This window comes from Streptomyces sp. NBC_00090 (genome assembly GCF_045160815.1).
Classification (GTDB): Bacteria; Actinomycetota; Actinomycetes; order Streptomycetales; family Streptomycetaceae; genus Streptomyces.
Window position 1 is genome coordinate 8,873,800 of sequence record NZ_CP108224.1, and the last position, 19,937, is coordinate 8,893,736.

Genomic DNA, 19,937 nt, shown 5'->3' on the forward strand with positions numbered 1-19,937 from the left:
GCCGGCGCTCATGGCCGAGTCTGCGGACCCGTACGTTGCAATCCCGTTGCACCGGAGGACAGTTCCGTCTCCAGGGAGTCGAGCCGTGCCCGTACGGGCGGGAGTTGAGGAGCGGGCACCGCCGAGCACAGTGCCCGCCAGACCACCACGTCCTCCTCGCCCCAGGAGCTGTACGCCCAGTCCGCGAGCAGCCCCGGATCGCCCCGGTCCACCAGCGCGGCCCGCAGCCGGTCCGCGAGCCGCTCCCGCAGCCGTACGACCCCGGGCGCGAGCGACGCCGGAAGCAGCGGGCCCGCGTACTCGCCGGCCGCCGCCGAGACGGCCCCCGAGGCGAGCCGCCGGTCGACGGTGGCGAAGTCCGCGTCCACCGGCCCCGCCAGCCGGTACGGGCGCGAACGCAGCACGTCGGGACCGAGCAGCGAGCGGAGCCGGGACAGCTCCGCCCGCAGTGTCACCGGAGTCACCGACTCGTCCTCGTACAGCAGTGTCAGGAGTTCGTCGCCGCCCACGCCCTCGGGGCGGTGCGCGAGGACCACCAGGATCTCGCTGTGGCGGCGGCTCAGGCGCAGCCGCCGCCCGCCCACCGAGAGCACGGCCTCGTCGCGGCCGAGCGCCGAGAGCCTGAGCCGGTCGGCCCGGGGGGCCGGCCCGACCAGCGCCAGTTGGGACTCGGCCGCCCGTGCCACCGCCTGGACGAAGCCGAGGCTGTGCGGATGCGCGAGCCCGTCGCCACCCGTGATGTCGACCGCGCCGATCACCCGCCCGGTGTGCGGATCGTGCAGGGGTGCGGCGGCGCACGTCCAGGCCCGCACCGGTCGCCGGAAGTGCTCGGCGGCGACGACCTGCACCGGACGGTCGACGGCGATCGCGGTCCCGGGCGCGTTCGTCCCGGCCGCCGACTCCGACCAGCGGGCTCCGGCCACGAAGTTCATCGCGCGGGCCTTGCGCAGGGTGCCCGGATGGCCCTCCACCCAGAGCATCCGCCCGGCGGCGTCGCAGACCGCGAGGAGATGCTCGCCGTCCGTCGCGTAGGCCCCCATCAGCTCACGGATCACCGGCATCGCCGCCGACAGCGGATGGCCGTCACGGTGCTCGGCGAGTTCGTCCTCGTCCAGCTCGACCCGCGCCGCGCCCTCCTGGCTTACCCGGGCCCGTACGGAGCGCCGCCACGAGGCGGCGACCAGCGGCCGCGCCGGGCCGGAGCCGGCGGCCGTCCGTGTGTGCGTCTGAGCCGTCGTCCCGGCCACCCACGCATCGCTCAACTCGGCCTCCCCGTCGAGGTCGTCCCGGTAGTCGGGCCCATCGTCGTGCGCGCGCGGGGCCGTCGGCAAGCGCCCCGGCACCTCGGCATATGCACCCTGTCCGGGACCGGTCCCCGACCCCTCACGTAGAGTGGGCCCCGGGCCGTGACTGGCGCTTGAGGTGGATCACCACCGGGGAGCGGCCCGGGCGGTCGGCACCCGATCGGTGCTGCCGTGCCGATGCCGTGCGCCTGGGCGAACCACCGGTCAGAGACGACGCCCAGGAGTTGCCATGTCCACCAGCACCGCCACCCTCATGGACGGCACGGCCCTCGCCCGCCGTACGGTCGAGGAGACCGCCGCCCGCGCCGCCGAGGTCACCCGCCGCACCGGCGTCACGCCGTGTCTCGCGACCGTCCTGGTCGGCGCGGACCCGGCCTCCGTGACGTACGTGAAGATGAAGCAGAACCGCTGCGCGAAGGCCGGAATCCGCTCCAAGCACGTCGAGCTGCCCGCCGCCACGACGACCGAGGAGCTCGTCGCCGCGATCACCGCGCTCTCCGAGGACCCCGAGGTGCACGGCATCCTGCTCCAGCACCCGGTCGGCCCGCACATCGACGAGCGCGCCGCCTTCGAGGCCATCGCCCCCGAGAAGGACGTCGACGGCGTCACCATGGCCTCCTTCGCCGCCATGGGCTTCGGGCTGCCCGGTTTCGTCTCCTGCACGCCCGGCGGCATCATGCGCCTCCTCGACGCGTACGACGTCGAACTCAGCGGCAAGCGGGCCGTCGTCGTGGGCCGCAGTGCGATCCTCGGCAAGCCGGCCGGGCTGCTGCTCCTCGGCCGCGACGCCACCGTCACCTACTGCCACTCCCGCACCAAGGAGCTCTCCTCCGTCATACGAGAGGCCGACATCCTCGTCGCCGCCGTCGGCAAGGCCGACTTCATCAAGGGCGAGGACATCAAGCCGGGCGCGGTCGTCGTCGACGCCGGCTACAACCCGGGCAACATCGGCGACGTCCACTTCGCGTCGGCCGCCGAGCGCGCCTCGCTCATCACCCCGGTCCCCGGCGGCGTCGGCCCCATGACCATCGCCGTGCTCCTCGCCCAGACGGTCGAGGGCGCGGAGCGCCAGTTGGGTCTGTAGGACTCCCGTGGTGGGACGGCGGGATGTCGGGGTAGGGCCGGGTGCGGGGGAGCGGCGAGGTGGCGGGGTCGGGCGTCGGCGTTCCGACGGCCGGGGCGAGAGGGGCGTTTTCCGGCGATGGCCGGACAACGTATGGCCGATGATGGTCACCATTCCGTACAGGCCGCGCTCGACGGCCCCGGATCCCTCGCCACACGGCCGCCGACAGGCAACCCTGGTGTCCGTGCCACACCCGCCGACCGTCTCTCCGCCGCCGGACCGCCGGCCGGACGTGCCGGACGCGCCCGGTCCGGACGGTGTCTCGGCCGTGTCCTCGTCCCACCCCGCCGAGCGGCCAACCACAGCGGCCTGGTCGCGTGTCGTACGCCTCGGGGTGCCCCGGCCGGGTCCGGCCGCGCGGCGCGCCCGCCGGTTCGGCGTGCCGCTCGTGCCGGTGCTCGTGGCCGCCCTCGTCGTGGGCGCGTTCACGTTCGCCGGCGGATGGGACGGGCACGAGGGCGCGGTCCAGGGCCGGGCGGGTGGCGATCCGGTGGCCGTACCGTCCCCGGTCGTCGCCGAGGGGGACGCGCTGAGGGCGCGTACTCCCATGGCCGACACGCCGTCGACCGGTGTGCCGGCCACCGGCACCCCGGCCACCGGCAATCCCGCGGCCGACACGCCGGAGGCCGAGGCGTCCGAGGCCGGCACGTCCGAGGCCGGCACGTCCGAGGCCGGCACGCCGACGCGGTCGGTACCCGGGAAGAGCTCCGCGCGCGAGGAGAGCGCTTCTCCGCTGCCATCCCGCACCGCGAGCGCCGCTCCCGCGGCGCCCTCGACAGCGCCTTCCACCGCTCCGCCGCGCACGCCGTCCCCCGCCCGGCCCGTCTCGTTCGAGGCGCTCCGGGTCGGCGAGTGTTTCGACATCGACCGCGCCACGCCGGGCACGGCTCTCCGGCGTGCCTGCGACACGCCGCACCACGCCGAACTCGTCGCCCGGCCACGCCTGACCGGCACCTACGCCGACGACCAGAAGGTGCGGGAGGCGGCCACGGAGCTCTGCCGTGCGCCGCTCCGCCGCAAGGCCGCGCGGCAGCCGCTCGGCACCCGCTGGACCACCTTCGTCCAGTACCCCTTCCGCACCAGCTACCTCCTCGGTTCGGACACCGTGGCCTGCAGCCTCGCCGCAACCGGCGGCAGGCTCACGGACCGACTCCGGTAGCTCCGGAGGGTCCACCGGGTCCACCGGGTCAGGTGGGTCAGGTGGGTCCCGTGGGTCGGGTGTGGCCCGCAGGTCAGGGGCTGCCGGCCCCGGCAGTCTGAGTGGCTCCGGCGGTGTCGGCCGTGAGAGCCGTGGCCAGCGCCGACGCCGGATCGCGGTCCGCCGGGCCCGCCGGGGACCAGCGGGCACCGGCTTTGCGGTACGGCCACCAACGGCCGTCCGTACCGAGCCGCAACTGCGCCTCCGCGCCGACCACGGTCCAGCGCGCGCCCGTCGCCCGCCGCAGCACCGGCCGTTCGCCGTCCTCCCAGGCCTCCGCGAGCAGCGCCGCCGCACGGGCGAGAGTGTCGGCGTCCGGCGCCCACTCCTCCTCCAGTACGGCGAGGGCGGCCGCACCCCCGAACCGCCACGCGCGCGTGGCCGCGTCCAGATCCGCCCGTGTCCTGCCCGAACCGGCGGCGAGCCGCGTCGCGACCCACGGCGCGGGGGAGCCGACGGCGAGCCGCACCGCGTCCTGAGCGACCGTCAGCGACGGCTCCACGAGTCCCGGACCGTCGCCGAGCGCCGTGACGAGCATCCGCCGCGCGCGGGTCGCCGCGTCCTTCGCGAGGAACTCCAGGGCCGCCGGATCGACCCCCGGCTCCGGATCCGTCTCCGTGTCCAGGGAGGGCGGTTCGCCCGGCTCCGACGGGGCCGCCGGAGGGGCGGGCAGCGGCGGCAGGATGTCCCGCGCCGCGTACGCCTCCGCCGCCGACACGCCCGGCATGCCGCCGGCGCCGTCCGTACCGGCAACGTCCCCGGAGCCGTCCTGCCCGTCGCGTACCGCAGGCGCCGAGGCCCGCCGTGCGCTGCGCGTCTGGAGCTGGTCGAGGAGGGTCCGCTCGCCGCGCCCCCGCATCAGCAGCAGCACGAACGGGTCCTCGTCGAGCAGCCGCGCCACCTGGTAGCAGAGCGCCGAGGTGTGCGGGCAGTGGTCCCAGGCCTCGCAGCCGCACTCCGGGTCGAGATCGCCGATCCCCGGCAGCAGGTCCAGCCCGGCCACCGCCGCGTCCTCCACGAGGTGCGGCGGCATCTCGCGGTCGAGGAGCGCCGCGATGTGCCCCGCGCTGTCCACCGCCAGGTCGAGCAGCCGCTCCCACTCCTCCTCCGAGAACTCCCGCACCAGCACGTCGCTGCGGTGCGCCGTGCCGTCGCGGTCCTTGACGATCGCCGTGATCCGGCCGGGGCGCACCGACACCGCGCCCACCGCCCCCGCGCGCGCGTGCCGGCGCCCGGCCTTGAGCTGCTGGCCGTCGAGCGCGGTGTCCTCCAGCGCCTTCAGCCACGCCAGGCCCCACCAGGTCCTGGCGAACGCCGCGCCCTTCGCGGGCGGCAGCGCCTCGAACGTCCGCTCGTCGCCCCCGTGTCCGTACACGCTCATCGTCCGTCCCCTCGCAGCCGTACCAGCTCCGCCAGTTCCGCATCGGTCATTTCGGTCAGTTCCGGCGGAGCGTCCCCGCCCGTCCCGAGGACGGAGTCGGCCAGCTCCCGCTTGCGGTCGAGCATGGCGGCGATCCGGTCCTCGATCGTGCCTTCGGCGATCAGCCGGTGCACCTGCACCGGACGGTCCTGCCCGATCCGGTACGCGCGGTCGGTGGCCTGCGCCTCCACGGCCGGGTTCCACCAGCGGTCGTAGTGGACGACGTGCTCGGCGCGGGTGAGGTTGAGACCGGTCCCGGCGGCCTTGAGCGAGAGGAGGAAGACGGGCACGTCCCCGTTCTGGAAACGGGCGACCATCGCCTCGCGCTCGGCGACCGGAGTGCCGCCGTGGAGGAACTGCGTCCGCACGCCCCGCGCCGCGAGATGGCTTTCCAGGAGCCGGGCCATCCCCACGTACTGGGTGAAGACCAGGGTGCTCGCACCCTCGGCGAGGATCGTGTCGAGGAGTTCGTCGAGCAGCTCCAGCTTGCCCGAGCGGCCCTCGATCCTCGGTCGCTCCTCCTTGAGGTACTGGGCGGGGTGGTTGCAGATCTGCTTCAGACCGGTCAGCAGCTTCACGACGAGGCCGCGGCGCGCCATGCCGTCGGCCGCCGCGATCGCCTCCAGCGTCTCGCGCACCACCGCCTCGTAGAGACCGGCCTGCTCCGGCGTCAGGGAGACGGCCCGGTCGGTCTCCGTCTTCGGCGGCAGCTCGGGCGCGATGCCCGGGTCCGACTTGCGGCGGCGCAGCAGGAACGGGCGGACCAGCGCGCCGAGTCGATCGGCGGCGGCAGGGTCCCCGCCGCCCTCGACGGCGGCGGCGAAGCGCGTACGGAAGGCCCCGAGCGTGCCGAGCAGCCCCGGCGTCGTCCAGTCGAGGATCGCCCACAGCTCGGAGAGGTTGTTCTCCACCGGAGTGCCGGACAGCGCCACGCGCGCGCGTGCCCCGATCGTCCGCAGCGCACGCGCGGTCGCCGAGTACGGGTTCTTGACGTGCTGTGCCTCGTCCGCGACGAGGAGTCCCCAGTTCCGCGCGGCGAGCCGCTCGGTGTCGAGCCGCATGGTGCCGTACGTGGTCAGGACGAAGCCGCCGTCGGCGAGGCCGTCCAGATCACGGGTGGCGCCGTGGAAGCGGCGTACGGGAGTGCCGGGCGCGAACTTCTCGATCTCCCGCTGCCAGTTGCCCATGAGCGAGGTCGGACAGACGACCAGCGTGGGTCCGGACGCGGCGGTGTCGGTCTGCCGGTGCAGATGGAGCGCGATGACCGTGATCGTCTTGCCGAGGCCCATGTCGTCCGCGAGACAGCCCCCGAGGCCGAGGGAAGTCATCCGGTGGAGCCAGTCGAGACCGCGCAGCTGGTAGTCGCGCAGGGTCGCGGCGAGCGCGGCGGGCTGCGCGACCTCGGGGCGGCCGCCCTCTGGATCGGCGAGCCGCTCCCGCAGCCGCTCCAGCCAGCCGGAGGCCGCCACCTCGACGGGACGGCCGTCGATCTCGGTCGTGCCGGTGAGGACGGCCGACAGCGCGTCGACCGGCGTGAACTTGCGGTCCTGCTGGGCCCGGGCCCGCAGCACCTCGGCCGGATCGACGAGGACCCAGCGGTCGCGCAGCCGGACGAGGGGCCGTCCGGCCTCGGCCAGCCGGTCGAGCTCGGCCCGGGTCAGCTCCTGGTCGCCTACCGCGAAGCGCCAGTTGAAGGCGAGCAGGGCGTCGGCGGAGAGGAAGGAGGGGAGCGAGCCGCTCCCGGGGCCACCGCCTTCGCCCGGCGGGCCGCCGCTCTCGTCCGGCGGGTTGCCGCCGTCGAGGGGCGTGGTGCTGTCCGCGAGGTGCGCGGCGCCGTTCGCGAGCATCGGGTTGCCGTCCCCGTACCGGGTGTCGCTCCGGCCGTCCTCCGGTGCCGCGGCCGAAGGGCCGATCACCGCGCGGGCGGTGAGCCGGTCGGTGAGCTCGCGCGGCCAGTGGACCTGGACGCCCGTCGCGGCGAGGGCCCGGGTCGCCGGGCCCAGGAGCTCCGCGACCTCCTCGTCGGCGAGCTCGACGGTGTCGGGCACGGCCGCCGAGAGGAGGGGAGCCAGCGGGGGCCAGGCGCGGGCGGCGCGCCGCAGGGCGAGCAGCGCGTCCATCCGGGCCCGGGGGCCGAACGCGCCCGCCGTCCTGCCGGATCCCGCCCACACCTCCGCCGCGTCCGCGACGAGCGTCGGGTCGGCGACGCCGTGCAGCTGGAGGACCGCGCGGAAGGCGGGCGCCTCCCGCGCCTCGGAGGTGAAGCCCGGGAGTTCGAGCCGGAGCGACAGCCGGACGCCCGCGTCGTGACCCGCCGCCACGTCGGCGGCCCAGGCACGCTGTTCGGGAATCGTCTGCGGCGCGTCGGCCGCGAAGGCCGACCCGCCGGCCGCGAGGGGGGCCGCCGGCGTCCGGGGCAGGGTGTCCGCGACCGCGTCCGCGAACGCACGCAGCAGCGCCTCCGGTTCGGGGAGGAGCAGTGGTCCGTCCGGGGAGGGGGACGACGAGGGGGAAGAGGCCGAGCGGGACGAGGGGGCGAGAGGGAGGGGAAGGGAGAGGGGGAGGGGGAGGGGTACGGCGTGCGCACTCGGCGGCATTGAGGCGGCGAGGGTACGCAGCCGCGCCAGCTCCTCGGGACCGAGCGGCCCCACCCGCCACGCGTCGTGGTCGCCGGGGGTCAGGCCGGGCAGCAACAGGCCCCGCGCGACGAGGTCCAGGGCGAGGAGCGAGGCAGCGCCCCAGAAGGCGGCCGCGGGCGAGGCGGCATCCGAGAACCGGGCTCGGGCGAGCAGCGGCAGGGCATCCCGAACGGAGAGGACCTGTGCGGGGACGGTCACGGGGCGGAGGCTGTCGGCGTCCACGACTGTGAGGTCGACGGGTGACGGGACGCCGTCCGGCAGCGCCTCGCCCTCCGGTGACCAGAAGGCGAACCTCCCCGCGCGAGGCGGATCGGCGGGGAGGAAGACGGCGGAGTGAAGGACGAGCTCGGGGGAGAGTGCCCGGGCTGCCTCGTCGGCGGCTTCGCCGGCAGGTTCGCGGGAGGCTTCGCGGACAGGCTCGCGGGCGGCTTCGTCGGCGGGTTCCTGCGTGGGTTCGAGGGCGGGTTCGAGGGCGGATTCATCGGGTCCGTGCGACAGCGACAACGCATTCCTCAAATTTGACTACCTGGGGACCGAGCCGCCGAGAGTACCTCACCCGACCACCCCGGCGCGTGCAGGACGGAGGTGATCCGCGCCACAGGCGAGTCGTCCTCGCGGAGGGGTGGGGTTCACCCCACCCCCGCACCCCGGCGCGCCCCCTGCCGTGGACGGGTGGTGACGCCATGGCCCCGGGTGATCACGGATCCGTAGTTTCAGTGGAGGCGCCCACCGCTCGCAACCCGCCCAACCCGCCCGCCCCGCCCGACAGAAACCGGAGCCCGCCATGTCCCAGGCCACCGTCCTGCCCCCGGCAGTCGTCCCCGCCGCGGCGCCCACCCGTCCCAGGGGTGGCAGCGAGTTCACCCCGCTCCTGCGGACGGTCAGGGAGCAGGGCCTCCTGGAACATCGCCCCGGCTGGTACGCCCGCGGCATCGCCGTCAACCTCCTCGGCATCGCCGCCGTCGTGGCCGGGCTAGCCCTGATCGGCCCCTCCTGGTGGGCGCTCGTGCTCGCCGTTCCCCTCGCGCTGCTCTCCGCCCGAGCCGCCTTCGTCGGCCACGACGCGGGCCACGCCCAGATCACCGCCAACCGCAAGGCGAGCCGCGCCATCCAGCTCGTCCACGCCAATCTCCTCCTCGGCATGAGCCGGGAGTGGTGGAACGACAAGCACAACCGCCACCACGCGAACCCCAACCACCTCGACAAGGATCCGGACGTCGCGGCCGACATCCTCGTCTTCGCCGAGCACCAGACCGCGGGCCGCAAGGGGCTGCACGGCTTCCTCACCCGTCACCAGGCGTGGCTGTTCTTCCCGCTGACGACCCTTGAGGGCATCGCCCTCAAGGTGTACGGAGTCCGGTCCCTGCTCGCGAAGGACGGCCCCTTCCGCACCGGACGGGAGCGGCTCGTCGAAGGCGGCCTGCTCCTGGCCCACTTCGTCGGTTACACGGCCCTGCTCCTCACGCTCCTCACTCCCACCCAGGCCCTGGTCTTCGCCCTCGTCCACCAGATGCTGCTCGGCCTCCACCTGGGCATGGCCTTCGCGCCCAACCACAAGGGCATGGAGCGGCCGGACGAGCACGCCGACGGCGACAGCTGGGGCCATCTGCGCCGCCAGGTCCTCACCTCGCGCAACATCCGGGGCGGCGCGCTGACCGACTGGTTCCTGGGCGGGCTGAACTACCAGGTCGAGCACCATCTCTTCCCGAGCATGCCGCGCCCCCACCTCCGGCTGGCCCAGCCCGCCGTACGCGCCCACTGCGCCGCGCTCGGCGTGCCGTACACGGAGACCGGCTTCGTGGAGTCGTACCGCCAGGCCCTCGGGCACCTGCACGAGGTGGGCGAGCTCCTGCGGGTGGAGCGCGCTGAGCGCTCGGAGGGCGCGGAGTAGGGTCGGAGGCGGTCGCACGCGGTGTGATCATCGGTTCGGGTGGGGCGGGTGAGGTGTATCCGCAGCCCGGAGCCACCGAGCAGCAGCGGAGAAGGGGAGCTCCTCAGCATGAGCAGCGGCACCGTCCAGACGGTCAGCAGCAACGGCACGTACTCGTTCACCAAGCCCAACCGGGAGGGCATCACCCTCCTCACCGGCCTCGGTGTGGAGGGTGACGTCCACGCGGGAGTGACGGTCAAGCACCGGTCGCGCGTCGCCCAGGACCCGACCCAGCCGAACCTGCGTCAGGTCCACCTCATCCACGCCGAGCTGTTCGAGGACGTGGCGGGCGCCGGCTTCGAGGTCGCCCCCGGCGACCTCGGCGAGAACGTCACGACCCGCGGGATCGACCTCCTCGGCCTGCCCACCGGCACCCTTCTCCACCTGGGCGCCGAGGCCGTCGTCGAGGTCACCGGACTGCGCAACCCGTGCGCGCAGATCGACAACTTCCAGCACGGCCTGCTCAAGCAGGTCCTCGGCCGCGACGAGAACGGCGAGATCGTCCGCAAGGCGGGCATCATGGGCATCGTGCTGACCGGCGGGGAGGTGCGGCCCGGCGACACGATCCGTGCCGAACTGCCGGAGGGGCCGCACCGCCCCCTGGAGCGGGTCTGACCGCGTTCCTCAGTCACTCCTCCAGAGCGCAGGAGTTGACCACGTCACCGTCCGCCGGCCGCGCGATCGTGCGGTCCGCGGGCGGCGGCGTACCCTCCTCGACCCAGCGCGTCAGCGCGTCGAACGCGGAGCGGTAGCACGGCAGGATCGGACGCAGCCGGTCCGGATGGATGTCGTACAGGCCGTCCGTGTGCGTCCCGTCCTGCACCGTGTAGTACCGGTGCAGGCCGCCCCGGCCCCGGGCGTCGATCATCCCCGCGTACACGTCGGAGTCCGTCGCGATGGGCAGCAGGGTGTCCAGATCGCCGTGGAGCGTGATGAGCGGCCTGCCGATGCGGCCGGTGAGCGCGACCTTCGCGACCGCGCGGTGGACGGACGCGGGCCGGGAGGCGTAGTCGTACGAGGCGTCCGAGGCACAGGCGGCGAAGATCTCCTCCACGGTCCGCCCGGCCGTGTCGCCCGGACAGGCCGGGTCGTACGAGGGGTCGAACTCGGCCCGGAAGATCTTCTGGGTGAGACCCCAGTACGCCTTCTCGTGGTACGGCCACAGGAAGCGCGATTCCGGCGCGAAGCCCGCCTCGACCAGATCGTCGTCGGAGGCCCGGCCGAGGGACCGGGCGACCGTCACCGGGAGGCTCGTCAGGAGGTTGGGGCCGCCTGCCGTCCACAGCACGCCCTCCCAGTCGACCCCGCCGTCGTACAGCTCGGGCCTGTTCTCCAGCTGCCAGCGCGTCAGGTAGCCGGCGTTGGAGATGCCGGTCATGTACGTACGCTCCGGGGCGCTGCCGTAGCGCTGGCGCACTGCTCTCTTGGCGGCCCGCGTCAGCTCGGTCACCCGGCGGTTCCACTCGGCCACCGCGTCGCCCGGGGCCCTTCCGTCGGTGAAGAAGTCCGGGCCGGTGTTGCCCTTGTCGGTGGCCGCGTAGGCGAAGCCCTGGGCGAGAACCCGGTCGGAGATGAGGGCGTCCGTGGAGTACTGGCGCCGGGTACCCGGTGCGCCGGTGACGACGAGCCCGCCGTTCCAGCGGTCGGGCAGGCGGATGACGAACTGGGCGTCGTGGGCCCAGCCGTGCGTGGCGTTGAGGCGTGAGCTGTCGGGGAAGTAGCCGTCGATCTGCACGCCCGGCACCCCCGAGGGGTTCCGGGTCGCCTTCGCCGTGAGACCGGCCTGGTCGGCCATGTCGGTGTACGGCGTACCGGCGAGCCCGGCGGTCGTCAGATCGGCCAGGCACGCGGACTCCTGGTGCTCGGCGCCGGGCACGTGGATCCGCTCCTGACGCGCGCAGTGCGCGGAGGCCGGCGCCTCGGCTCCGGCGGGGCCGGCCGGGGCGAGGACGGTGACCCCGGTCAGGAGCGCGGCGAGCAGGGGGACGCCTGGGAACAGGCGCATGGTGAGCCTCCGTAGGACGACGGGAAGGGGGTGCGGCGCCATATCGTGCGGCGCACCACCACCGCCGGACCATGGTCCGGGACCACACCTCGCGCTGTTGCCCCATGTGGGAGTGGGAGTGGGAGTGAGAGCGGAGGGGCCAGGAGGAGGAGCTCGGGAGACGCGTTCAGGAAGCGCGTACGGCCATGGCGTCGAGCGCGTCGAGCAGCCTGGGCAGCCTCGGCCCCCGGGCCACCGGCAGCACTTCGCGCGGCAGCTCGTCGAGGAGGACGAAGGCCATGTCGTCGGTCCTGGCCACGAGAGACCAGCCGGGGCCGTCCGCGCGCAGCGTGCGTGCACCGTTCCCCGCAGCGGGGTCGGACCGCACCCGCCCCACCGGCGGCGGTTCCTCCAGGTAGCCGCGGAGCTCGGCCAGAGCCTTCCGCACCCCGTCGTACGGGTCGGGCACGGAGGGGGAGACGGCTTCGCCCGGGGTCGGGGCCGGGGCCGGGGTGTCGGTGACCTGCGCGGCGTCGCCCATCCGGGCCCGCCAGGCCTCCCACTGGAGTGCCACCTCGTCCGCGCCGAGCCGACGCTGGGCCGGTCCCCACTCATCGCCGGAGGGCGGGGTCAGCGGGGCGGGGTCGCCCTCCTCGGGCTCCGGGTCGTGCGGGGCCGGAATGCCGGGGGCGACGGCGGCCAGGGCGAGCGGCCAGCCCGGCAGCCCGGCCACCACGGAGTTCTCGTCGGGAGAGAGGTCGTAGGCCATGCCGCAGTCCCAGGAGGAGATGGCCACCGCGACCAGCGACACGTCGTCGACGACGACCGTCCACCGCGCGCCGAGCCCGTCCTGGCCGAACACGAGCCCGTACCCCTCGGCGAAGGGCTGGAGCCCGAGCGCGGCACAGGCCGCCGGATAGTCGTCACCGAGCACGCTCGGGAAGCGCGCGGGCGTCAGCAGCGCCGCGGTCAGCACAAACAGCGCGTCGGCGTCGCCCGCGCCGCTTCCGTCGGCGCCCGCCTCGGCGATCGGGTCCGTCCCACCCACGGCAGCCTCCCCATCTGGTCGTCGGCGCACCTTAACCAGTGAGTAACCCGCACGTCGAGGGTGTCCGGGAGGGGGATCTCACCGGGGCCGGGTCCCTGGGGTGCGTGGTTCCGGCCCCGACGGTCATGGGCCCGGGGCCTCATGGGGCCCGACGGTTATGGGGCCCGGGCCTCATCGGTCCCGGGCCCGATTGGTTCCGGGCCTCACTGGTCCCGGAGGCCGAGCAGGGAGCGGGCCACGGTGCTCGGTGACTCGTTCCGTTCCCTGGCGAGGGCGATGAGCGCCCGGCAGGCCAGTTCGTTCACGCCGAAGGAGAGCGCGCCGGGGGAGACCCGGCTCGCCGCCTCGTCCGCCCGGCCCTGGTCGTCCTCGGCGCACGCGGCCACGTACTCCGCCGCCGCTTCGAAGAGGTTGTGCCCCTGCCGGGGTCGCGGTGCCGCGGGCGCCGCGGCCTCGGGCGCTCGCCGGGTGGAGGGGAGGAGTCTGCGCAGTCTTTCCGATACCCGTGCCATGGCCCGCCGCCTTTCCCGGGCACGACTGCCCGGCACGTCCACCGTAGACAGCGAAGTGCCGTGACAGAAGGGCGCGTTGGGGCCGAATCGATCAGAGTGCCGGAGAGCAGGCTACGCGCGGGCGAGGACAGCGGTCAGGGTGTGCCCCTTCAAGGCGTGGCGCCGCTGCTCGAAGAGCGCGGTGAGTTCCATGTCCTCGGTGCCGACGTCGATCGCGTCCCGTTCGTGCCCCGCCGTCCCGGCCGTCCCGGCCCGGGGCGAAGCCGGTCACGGTGGTGACCCGCAGCACGTGGCCGTGCGCCCCCGCCTGTCGATAGGGCGGTGTCCGCACGGCGTGTCGGCCCGTGCGTCGGCGCGGCCGGCGGCTCAGCCCTCGCGGACGGCCAGGGCCAGGTAGCGCGCGTCCTCGTCCACGTAGCTGACGAGCCGCCAGCCGGCCTCGGCGAGCACGGGCCGCAGTCGGGGCTCGGCGCGCAGGTCGTCCGGCGTGATCTGCCGGCCGTGGCGGGCCGCGAGGGCGGCCCGGCCGATCGGGTGGAACAGCGCGAGGCGGCCCCCGGACCGTACGACCCGGGCGAGTTCTCGCAGGTCGGACACGGGGTCGGCGAGATGCGAGATGAGCCCCGCACCGAAGACGGCGTCCAGTGCGTCGTCGCGCACCGGCAGCCGGCCGACATCGGTGAGGAGGAGCGTCCCGCCGTCCTGGCCGGCCGGTGGGGCCTGCGCGCCCTGGCCGGCCCGGTCTCCCCGAGTGCCCTGACCGGGACCGCCGCGCCCCGCTCGTGCGGCCTCGTCCAGCATCTCGGGGGTGAGGTCGGCGCCGAGTACGGTGCCCGACGGACCGACGGCCGCGCGGAGCGGCGGCAGGGCGCGGCCGGTACCGCAGCCGGCGTCGAGCACCGAGTCGCCGGGGCGCAGGCCGAGCTCGGTCACGGCGGCGGCGTACGCGGGGCCGTCGTCGGGGAACCGGCTGTCCCACTCGGAGGCGCGGGCGCCGAAGAACTCTCGGACGTGTGTGGGGTCATCGCTCATGTGCTCATGATTCCGCACCCGGAGGTGTGAACGTTCTGTGCGCTCGTTCGAACTCGGCGTGATCGTTCGGGACCATCTCTCTGTCATATTCCATCAGCTTTCGAAATGCGCCCCTGGTGCGCCCCCTTGTGCGCACTAGCGTCCCTGAGCCATGGGACACCTGGACCACGCCACCTTCGGCTGGCTGACACCCGCGCTGTCGTACGCGATGGCCTGCATCGGCGCCGCCCTCGGGCTGCGCTGCACCGTACGGGCGCTCGACGCGACCGGCCGATCACGGCGGAACTGGCTGCTCACCGCCGCCTCCGCGATCGGCACCGGTATCTGGACGATGCACTTCGTCGCGATGCTCGGTTTCGGCGTGACCGGAACCGACATCCGCTACAACGTTCCGCTCACCATCCTCAGCCTGATCATCGCCATGGCGGTCGTCGGCGTCGGGGTCTTCGCCGTCGGCTACGGCCGTGACCGGGTCCGTTCGCTCCTGATCGGCGGACTGACCACGGGCGTCGGCGTGGCGAGCATGCACTACATGGGCATGGCGGCCCTCCGGCTGCACGGACAGGTCCGGTACGACCCCCTGCTCGTCGCCCTGTCGGTGGTGATCGCGGTCGTCGCCGCCACCGCGGCGCTGTGGGCGGCCCTCAACATCCACGCACCGGCGGCCGTGGCCGTCGCCTCCCTCGTGATGGGCGCGGCCGTCAGCAGCATGCACTACACGGGCATGCTCGCGGTCCGGGTCGACGTCGTCCCGTCCGCCGCCACCCTCCCCGGCGCCACCGTCATGCAGTTCATCTTCCCGCTCGCCGTCGGACTCGGCTCGTACCTCTTCATCACCTCCGCCTTCGTGGCCCTCTCCCCGACGGCCGGGGAACGGGCCGCGTACGCCTCCGCCGAGCGCCTCACCGAACCGGACGAGCGTGCGGTGGACGTCGCACCTCCCGGCTTCCGTACCACCGAACCTGCCCGTACGCGCACGACCTGACCTGACGTGACCATCCCCTGATCCGCCCCCCCTCACTCCTTCACCCCTCACTCCCTCACGTACGACCCACCGCACCAGAGACAGACGCAGCCGGAACGAGGAGGCCATGCGAACTCCCCGCAAGACCAAGGGCGCCGAGGCGGCGACTCCGCCGCCGGCGGCCGCGCGCGGGCGGCGCGCACACGCCGGTCCGCCCGCCGAAGAACCGGGGGCGCCCACCCCCGAGGCCTTCCCGGCGGCCGGCCGCACGAACGCCCCGCACACGCCGGGCGCCCACGCCTCCGACCCGGCCTCGGGCTCCGCAGCACGCAGGGAGCGCGACACGCGACTCGGCCTGCGCCCCCGCACCGTCCGAGCCAAGATCGTCTCGCTGCTGATGGTCCCCGTCGTCTCGCTCCTCGCCCTGTGGGGTTTCGCCACCGTCACCACCGCCCAGGACGTCGCGCGGCTCCGTCAGCTCCAGCGCGTCGACGCCGAGATCCGCGAGCCCGTGACGGCCGCGATCGCCGCGCTCCAGGCCGAACGGCGGGCCGCCGTACGCCAGGTAGCGGCGCCCGGCACCGCCCGGGCCGCCGAGCTCAAGGACCGGATACGCGGCACGGACGCGGCCCTCGCCCGCCTCCGCCTCGGCGGCGACCACACCGTCGGCGACACCGGGGACCTGCCCGGCGACGTCCCCGACCGGGTGGGCGGCTTCGTCGGCAGGGTCGAGGGCCTCGCCCGGCTCCGCACCGCCGCCGTCGACGGGCGCGCCGACTGGGACCAGGTGTACGAGGAGTACACCGCCGCCGTCTCGGCGGGCTTCGCCGTCGGTGGCGCCCTCACCGGTATCCAGGACACCCAGCAGGGCTCCGACGCGCGCGTGCTCCTCGAATTCGGCCGCGCCGGCGAGATGCTGTCCCGCGAGGACGCTCTCCTCGGCTCCGCCCACCTCACCGGACGTCTCACCGCGGACCGGCTCCGCGCCTTCTCCGGAGCCGTCGAGACCCGGCGTACCCTCACCGCTTCGGCCACCACCGACCTGCCGGCCGAAGCGCGCGCGGCATGGGCCAAGCTCGCGGCGGGCCGCGACCACAGCCGCCTCACACGTGCCGAGGACAGCGTCCTCGCCGCCGTGTCCGGACGTCCCGCCGCCCAGGCGGTCACCTCCGCGGACTGGGACGACACCCTGGCCTCCGTACGGAGCGGCCTCACCGCGATCGAGACCGATGCGCGCACCGCCGCGGCCGACCGGGCCGATCCCTTCGCGGGCGGTGCCCTCAGCGTCGGCGGCGCCGCGGTGCTGCTCGGACTCGCCGCCGTCGCCGCGTCCCTCGTCATCTCCGTCCGCATCGGCCGCGGCCTCGTCGTCGAGCTCGTCAGCCTGCGCAACACCGCCCTCGGCATCGCGCGCCGGAAGCTCCCCGCCGCCATGCGCCGGCTGCGCGCGGGCGAGGAGATCGACGTGCGGGCGGAGGCACCGCCCGGCCCCGTCTCCCAGGACGAGATCGGCCAGGTGAGCGAGGCCCTCACCACCGTGCACCGCGCGGCCCTCTCCGCGGCCGTCGAACGCGCCGAACTGGCCAGTGGCATCTCGGGGGTCTTCGTCAACCTGGCCCGCCGCAGTCAGGTCCTCGTCCACCGTCAGCTGAACCTCCTGGACAGCATGGAGCGGCGCGCCGACGACCCGAACGAGCTAGGCGACCTCTTCCGGCTCGACCACCTCACCACCCGCATGCGGCGCCACGCCGAGAGCCTGATCATCCTCTCCGGTGCCGCCCCCGGCCGTGCCTGGCGCATGCCCGTCCCCCTCACCAACGTCGTCCGCGCCGCCGTCTCCGAAATCGAGGACTACGCGCGCGTGGAGGTGCGCCGACTGCCCGAGACCGCCGTTGTCGGCGGCGCCGTCGCCGACCTCACCCACCTCCTCGCCGAACTCATCGAGAACGCCGCCCAGTTCTCCCCGCCGCACACCAAGGTGCGCGTCAGCGGTGAACCCGTCGGCAACGGGTACGCCCTGGAGATCGAGGACCGGGGGCTCGGCATGGGCAGGGAAACCCTCGCCGAGGCCAACGCCCGCATCGCCCAGTCCGAAGCCCTCGACCTCTTCGACAGCGACCGGCTCGGCCTCTTCGTCGTCAGCCGGCTCTCCTCCCGCCACGACATCAAGGTCCATCTGCGCACCTCCCCGTACGGCGGTACGACGGCCGTCGTGCTGCTCCCGACGGACCTCCTCCAGGGCGCGCTGCCGCCCGGGCGCGGCACCTCCGCGACCGGTCCGGGACCCGAGGCCGCACAGGCCGGAGCCCCTGCGGGGAACCCCGGGCCGCAGCGGACCCCGACCGATCCGGCCCGCGGCCGTGACCCACGGGCGGGCGATCCCCGGGCGGGCCGGCCGCGTTCGGGCGACCCGCGTTCGGGCGACCCGCGTTCGACCGACCCCCGTTCGGGCGACCCGCGTTCTGGCGGCTCCGCCACGGACGCCGCGCGCATCGCGCGGGAGCACGAGGAGGCGCAGCGCGCGGAGGCCCGCCGCTTCGGCCGTCCCCAAGGGCCCCGTACGCAGGGACCGAACGTCCCGCCCGGCCCCGGCGGGACGCCCCGAGGCACAAATGCGCAGCCGCCTGCCGGGCCGCAGCCCCTGAACCGGCCCCAACCGACGGACATTCCCCGCCCTCAGTTCCGCCCGCAGCCCCTGCCGCGCCCGACGGCGGTCCCCGCTCTGGCGGCACCGCCGGAACCGGGCCCCCCGCCGGCCGGAGTCACCGCGCTGCGACAGCGCGGCCCCGCCGCACCGACGTCACCGAGCTCGGCCTCACCACTGTCGCCGCCGTCATCGGCACCGACGGTGTCCCCGACGTCAGCGACGCCGCCCCCACGGACACCCACCCCCTCCCAGCTGCCAGCGGCCGCGGACGGCCCCGGCGTGTACGGAGATCACGGAGATCAGGGGGGCCACGGAAGGCACCGGGACCACAGGGAGCACCAGGACCACGGGGACCACGGTGATCCCGAGGGCGAACTGCCGCGCCGTGTGAGGCAGGCGAACCTCGTCCCGCAGCTCCGCGAAGCACCCGCCCCCGCCCCGGTCTCCGTACCGACGCCACCCGGCGCGGACCGACGTACCCCGGAAGTGGTGAGGGACCGGATGGCGGCCTACCAGGACGGCTGGCAGCGGGGCGGAGGCCTCGCCCCCGGGACCAGGCGCCCCCTCGGCACCGGCCCCGACGGCGAGTCGCCCCGCGAGCCCCACCACGACCTCATCGACCCCAACACCCCCCGCTTCGAAGGAGACGACGCATGATCGACCACGAGAGGATCTCCCCTCACCGCTCCGGTGAGCTCGACTGGCTCCTCGACGACCTCGCCATGCGGGTCCGCGAGGTCCGCCACACCGTGGTGCTCTCCAACGACGGACTCGCCGTCGGCGCCTCCAGCGGACTCAGCCGGGAGGACGCCGAACACCTCGCCGCCATCGCCTCCGGCTTCAACAGCCTCGCCAAGGGCGCGGGACGGCAGTTCCACACCGGAGGCGTCCGTCAGACCATGGTCGAGATGGACGACGGCTTCCTCTTCGTCGCGGCGGCGGGGGACGGCTCCTGCCTCGCCGTCCTCAGCTCGGTCAGCGCCGACATCGGCCTCATCGCCTACGAGATGGCCCGTCTCGTCAAGCGCGTGGGCGAGCACCTGCACACCCCGCCCCGGCTCACGGTGACCCCGCCGGCCGCAGGCTGACCCGGAGACCCCCATGAGCCAGGACAGCACCGGCGGCGGCCCGTCCGCGCCGGGCAGTCAGTGGTACGACGCCGACGCCGGGCCGCTCGTACGTCCGTACGCGATGACCGGCGGGCGGACCCGGCCGGGCCCCAGCAACGTACGGTTCGACCTCATCGCCCTCGTCGTCGTCGACGACGACCCGCCCGGAGCGGCCGAGGAAGGCCTGCTGGGCCCCGAACACCGCTCCCTGCTCGCCCTGTGCCGGGCCGAGACGCAGTCGGTGGCCGAGCTCGCCGCCGATGCCGACCTGCCCGTCGGCGTCGTCCGGGTCCTCCTCGGCGACCTCCTCGAATCGGGCTTCGTACGTGTCAGCAGGCCCGTCCCACCCGCACAGCTCCCCGACGAAAGAATCCTGAGGGAAGTCATCGATGGCCTACGAGCGCTCTGAGAGCACGGGTAGCGGCGCCGGCGACGGCGCGGACACCACCGCCCTCGCCCTGAAGATCCTGGTCGCCGGAGGGTTCGGCGTGGGAAAGACCACCCTGGTCGGCGCCGTCAGCGAGATCCGGCCCCTGCGCACCGAGGAACGGCTCAGCCGCGCCGGGGAGCTGGTCGACGACACCGGGGGCGTCGACCAGAAGACCACCACGACCGTCGCCATGGACTTCGGCCGCATCACGATCCGCTCCGGGCTCTCCCTCTACCTCTTCGGCACCCCCGGCCAGGACCGCTTCTGGTTCCTCTGGGACGAACTGTCCCAGGGCGCCCTGGGCGCCGTCGTGCTCGCCGACACCCGGCGGCTGGAGGACTGCTTCCCTGCCGTCGACTACTTCGAGCACCGGAAGATCCCCTTCGTCGTCGCGGTCAACTGTTTCACCGGCGCCCGCACCTACGGGGCGCACGAGGTGTCCCGCGCGCTCGACCTGGACCGCGGCACGCCCGTGGTGCTGTGCGACGCGCGCGACCGGGACTCGGGAAAGGAGGTGCTCATCCGCCTCGTCGAGCACGCCGGGCGGATGCACACCGCCAGGCTCCTCGACAGCGTCGGCTGAGGGCGCCGTCCCTG

At 74.4% G+C, this 19,937-nt stretch carries 16 protein-coding genes and 1 riboswitch; of the genes, 9 read left to right on the plus strand and 7 right to left on the minus strand.

Annotated features, from left to right (window positions below):
- Nucleotides 1-8: 8 nt before the first annotated feature.
- Nucleotides 9-1,262: a GAF domain-containing protein gene (locus OG361_RS39260; RefSeq protein WP_405862680.1), complete on the minus strand. Its 1,254-nt coding sequence runs from the start codon at nt 1,260-1,262 to the stop codon at nt 9-11.
- 134 nt (nt 1,263-1,396) lie between these two features.
- Nucleotides 1,397-1,505, plus strand: a riboswitch (ZMP/ZTP riboswitch).
- A gap of 28 nt (nt 1,506-1,533) precedes the next feature.
- Between OG361_RS39260 and OG361_RS39265 the strand changes: the two genes are divergently transcribed.
- Both OG361_RS39265 and OG361_RS39270 read left to right on the plus strand, forming a co-directional pair.
- The gene (locus tag OG361_RS39265) at nt 1,534-2,388 is read left to right on the plus strand and encodes a bifunctional 5,10-methylenetetrahydrofolate dehydrogenase/5,10-methenyltetrahydrofolate cyclohydrolase (RefSeq protein WP_405861419.1); all 855 of its coding nucleotides are present in this window, start codon (nt 1,534-1,536) and stop codon (nt 2,386-2,388) included.
- Nucleotides 2,389-2,611: 223 nt separating this feature from the next.
- Entirely contained in the window at nt 2,612-3,586 is a 975-nt protein-coding gene (locus tag OG361_RS39270) for a hypothetical protein (RefSeq protein WP_405861421.1), read from the plus strand.
- 73 nt (nt 3,587-3,659) lie between these two features.
- Here the strand turns inward: OG361_RS39270 and OG361_RS39275 are convergent, their stop codons facing one another.
- The gene (locus tag OG361_RS39275; protein ID WP_405861423.1) at nt 3,660-5,006 is read right to left on the minus strand and encodes an SWF or SNF family helicase; all 1,347 of its coding nucleotides are present in this window, start codon (nt 5,004-5,006) and stop codon (nt 3,660-3,662) included.
- Nucleotides 5,003-8,188, minus strand: coding sequence for a DEAD/DEAH box helicase (locus OG361_RS39280; RefSeq protein WP_405861425.1), 3,186 nt, complete (start codon nt 8,186-8,188; stop codon nt 5,003-5,005). The genes OG361_RS39275 and OG361_RS39280 overlap by 4 nt, the downstream gene beginning before the upstream one ends.
- A 280-nt stretch (nt 8,189-8,468) precedes the next feature.
- Here OG361_RS39280 and OG361_RS39285 point away from each other — a divergent pair, with 280 nt between their 5' ends.
- Nucleotides 8,469-9,575 (plus strand): acyl-CoA desaturase, encoded by a 1,107-nt coding sequence (locus OG361_RS39285; protein ID WP_405861427.1) that lies wholly within the window; start codon nt 8,469-8,471, stop codon nt 9,573-9,575.
- Nucleotides 9,576-9,683: 108 nt separating this feature from the next.
- On the plus strand, nt 9,684-10,229 hold the full coding sequence (locus tag OG361_RS39290) for an MOSC domain-containing protein (protein ID WP_405861429.1): 546 nt from the start codon (nt 9,684-9,686) through the stop codon (nt 10,227-10,229).
- A 13-nt stretch (nt 10,230-10,242) separates the two neighbouring features.
- Here OG361_RS39290 and OG361_RS39295 read toward each other — a convergent pair whose 3' ends face one another.
- The 4 genes from OG361_RS39295 to OG361_RS39310 all read right to left on the minus strand — a co-directional run bounded on the left by OG361_RS39295 (nt 10,243) and on the right by OG361_RS39310 (nt 14,190).
- Complete coding sequence (locus tag OG361_RS39295) at nt 10,243-11,619, minus strand: tannase/feruloyl esterase family alpha/beta hydrolase (protein WP_405861431.1); 1,377 nt, start codon at nt 11,617-11,619, stop codon at nt 10,243-10,245.
- Nucleotides 11,620-11,785: 166 nt separating this feature from the next.
- Complete coding sequence (locus tag OG361_RS39300) at nt 11,786-12,646, minus strand: hypothetical protein (protein ID WP_405861433.1); 861 nt, start codon at nt 12,644-12,646, stop codon at nt 11,786-11,788.
- Nucleotides 12,647-12,849: 203 nt separating this feature from the next.
- Complete coding sequence (locus OG361_RS39305; RefSeq protein ID WP_405861435.1) at nt 12,850-13,158, minus strand: hypothetical protein; 309 nt, start codon at nt 13,156-13,158, stop codon at nt 12,850-12,852.
- 366 nt (nt 13,159-13,524) lie between these two features.
- Nucleotides 13,525-14,190, minus strand: coding sequence for a class I SAM-dependent methyltransferase (locus OG361_RS39310; protein ID WP_405861437.1), 666 nt, complete (start codon nt 14,188-14,190; stop codon nt 13,525-13,527).
- A 151-nt stretch (nt 14,191-14,341) separates the two neighbouring features.
- On the opposite strand from OG361_RS39310, the gene OG361_RS39315 reads away from it, so the two are divergent.
- The 5 genes from OG361_RS39315 to OG361_RS39335 all read left to right on the plus strand — a co-directional run bounded on the left by OG361_RS39315 (nt 14,342) and on the right by OG361_RS39335 (nt 19,923).
- Nucleotides 14,342-15,175, plus strand: coding sequence for an MHYT domain-containing protein (locus OG361_RS39315; protein ID WP_405861439.1), 834 nt, complete (start codon nt 14,342-14,344; stop codon nt 15,173-15,175).
- Nucleotides 15,176-15,281: 106 nt separating this feature from the next.
- The gene (locus OG361_RS39320; RefSeq protein ID WP_405861441.1) at nt 15,282-18,458 is read left to right on the plus strand and encodes a nitrate- and nitrite sensing domain-containing protein; all 3,177 of its coding nucleotides are present in this window, start codon (nt 15,282-15,284) and stop codon (nt 18,456-18,458) included.
- Nucleotides 18,455-18,889 (plus strand): roadblock/LC7 domain-containing protein, encoded by a 435-nt coding sequence (locus OG361_RS39325; RefSeq protein WP_384575706.1) that lies wholly within the window; start codon nt 18,455-18,457, stop codon nt 18,887-18,889. Before OG361_RS39320 ends, OG361_RS39325 begins: the two co-directional genes overlap by 4 nt.
- 13 nt (nt 18,890-18,902) lie before the next feature.
- Nucleotides 18,903-19,319 carry a DUF742 domain-containing protein gene (locus OG361_RS39330; RefSeq protein ID WP_405861443.1) on the plus strand — a complete coding sequence of 139 codons (417 nt, stop codon included), beginning with the start codon at nt 18,903-18,905 and terminating at the stop codon, nt 19,317-19,319.
- Nucleotides 19,300-19,923, plus strand: a complete 624-nt coding sequence (locus OG361_RS39335; RefSeq protein ID WP_405861444.1) for a GTP-binding protein — start codon at nt 19,300-19,302, stop codon at nt 19,921-19,923. Before OG361_RS39330 ends, OG361_RS39335 begins: the two co-directional genes overlap by 20 nt.
- Nucleotides 19,924-19,937: the final 14 nt, after the last annotated feature.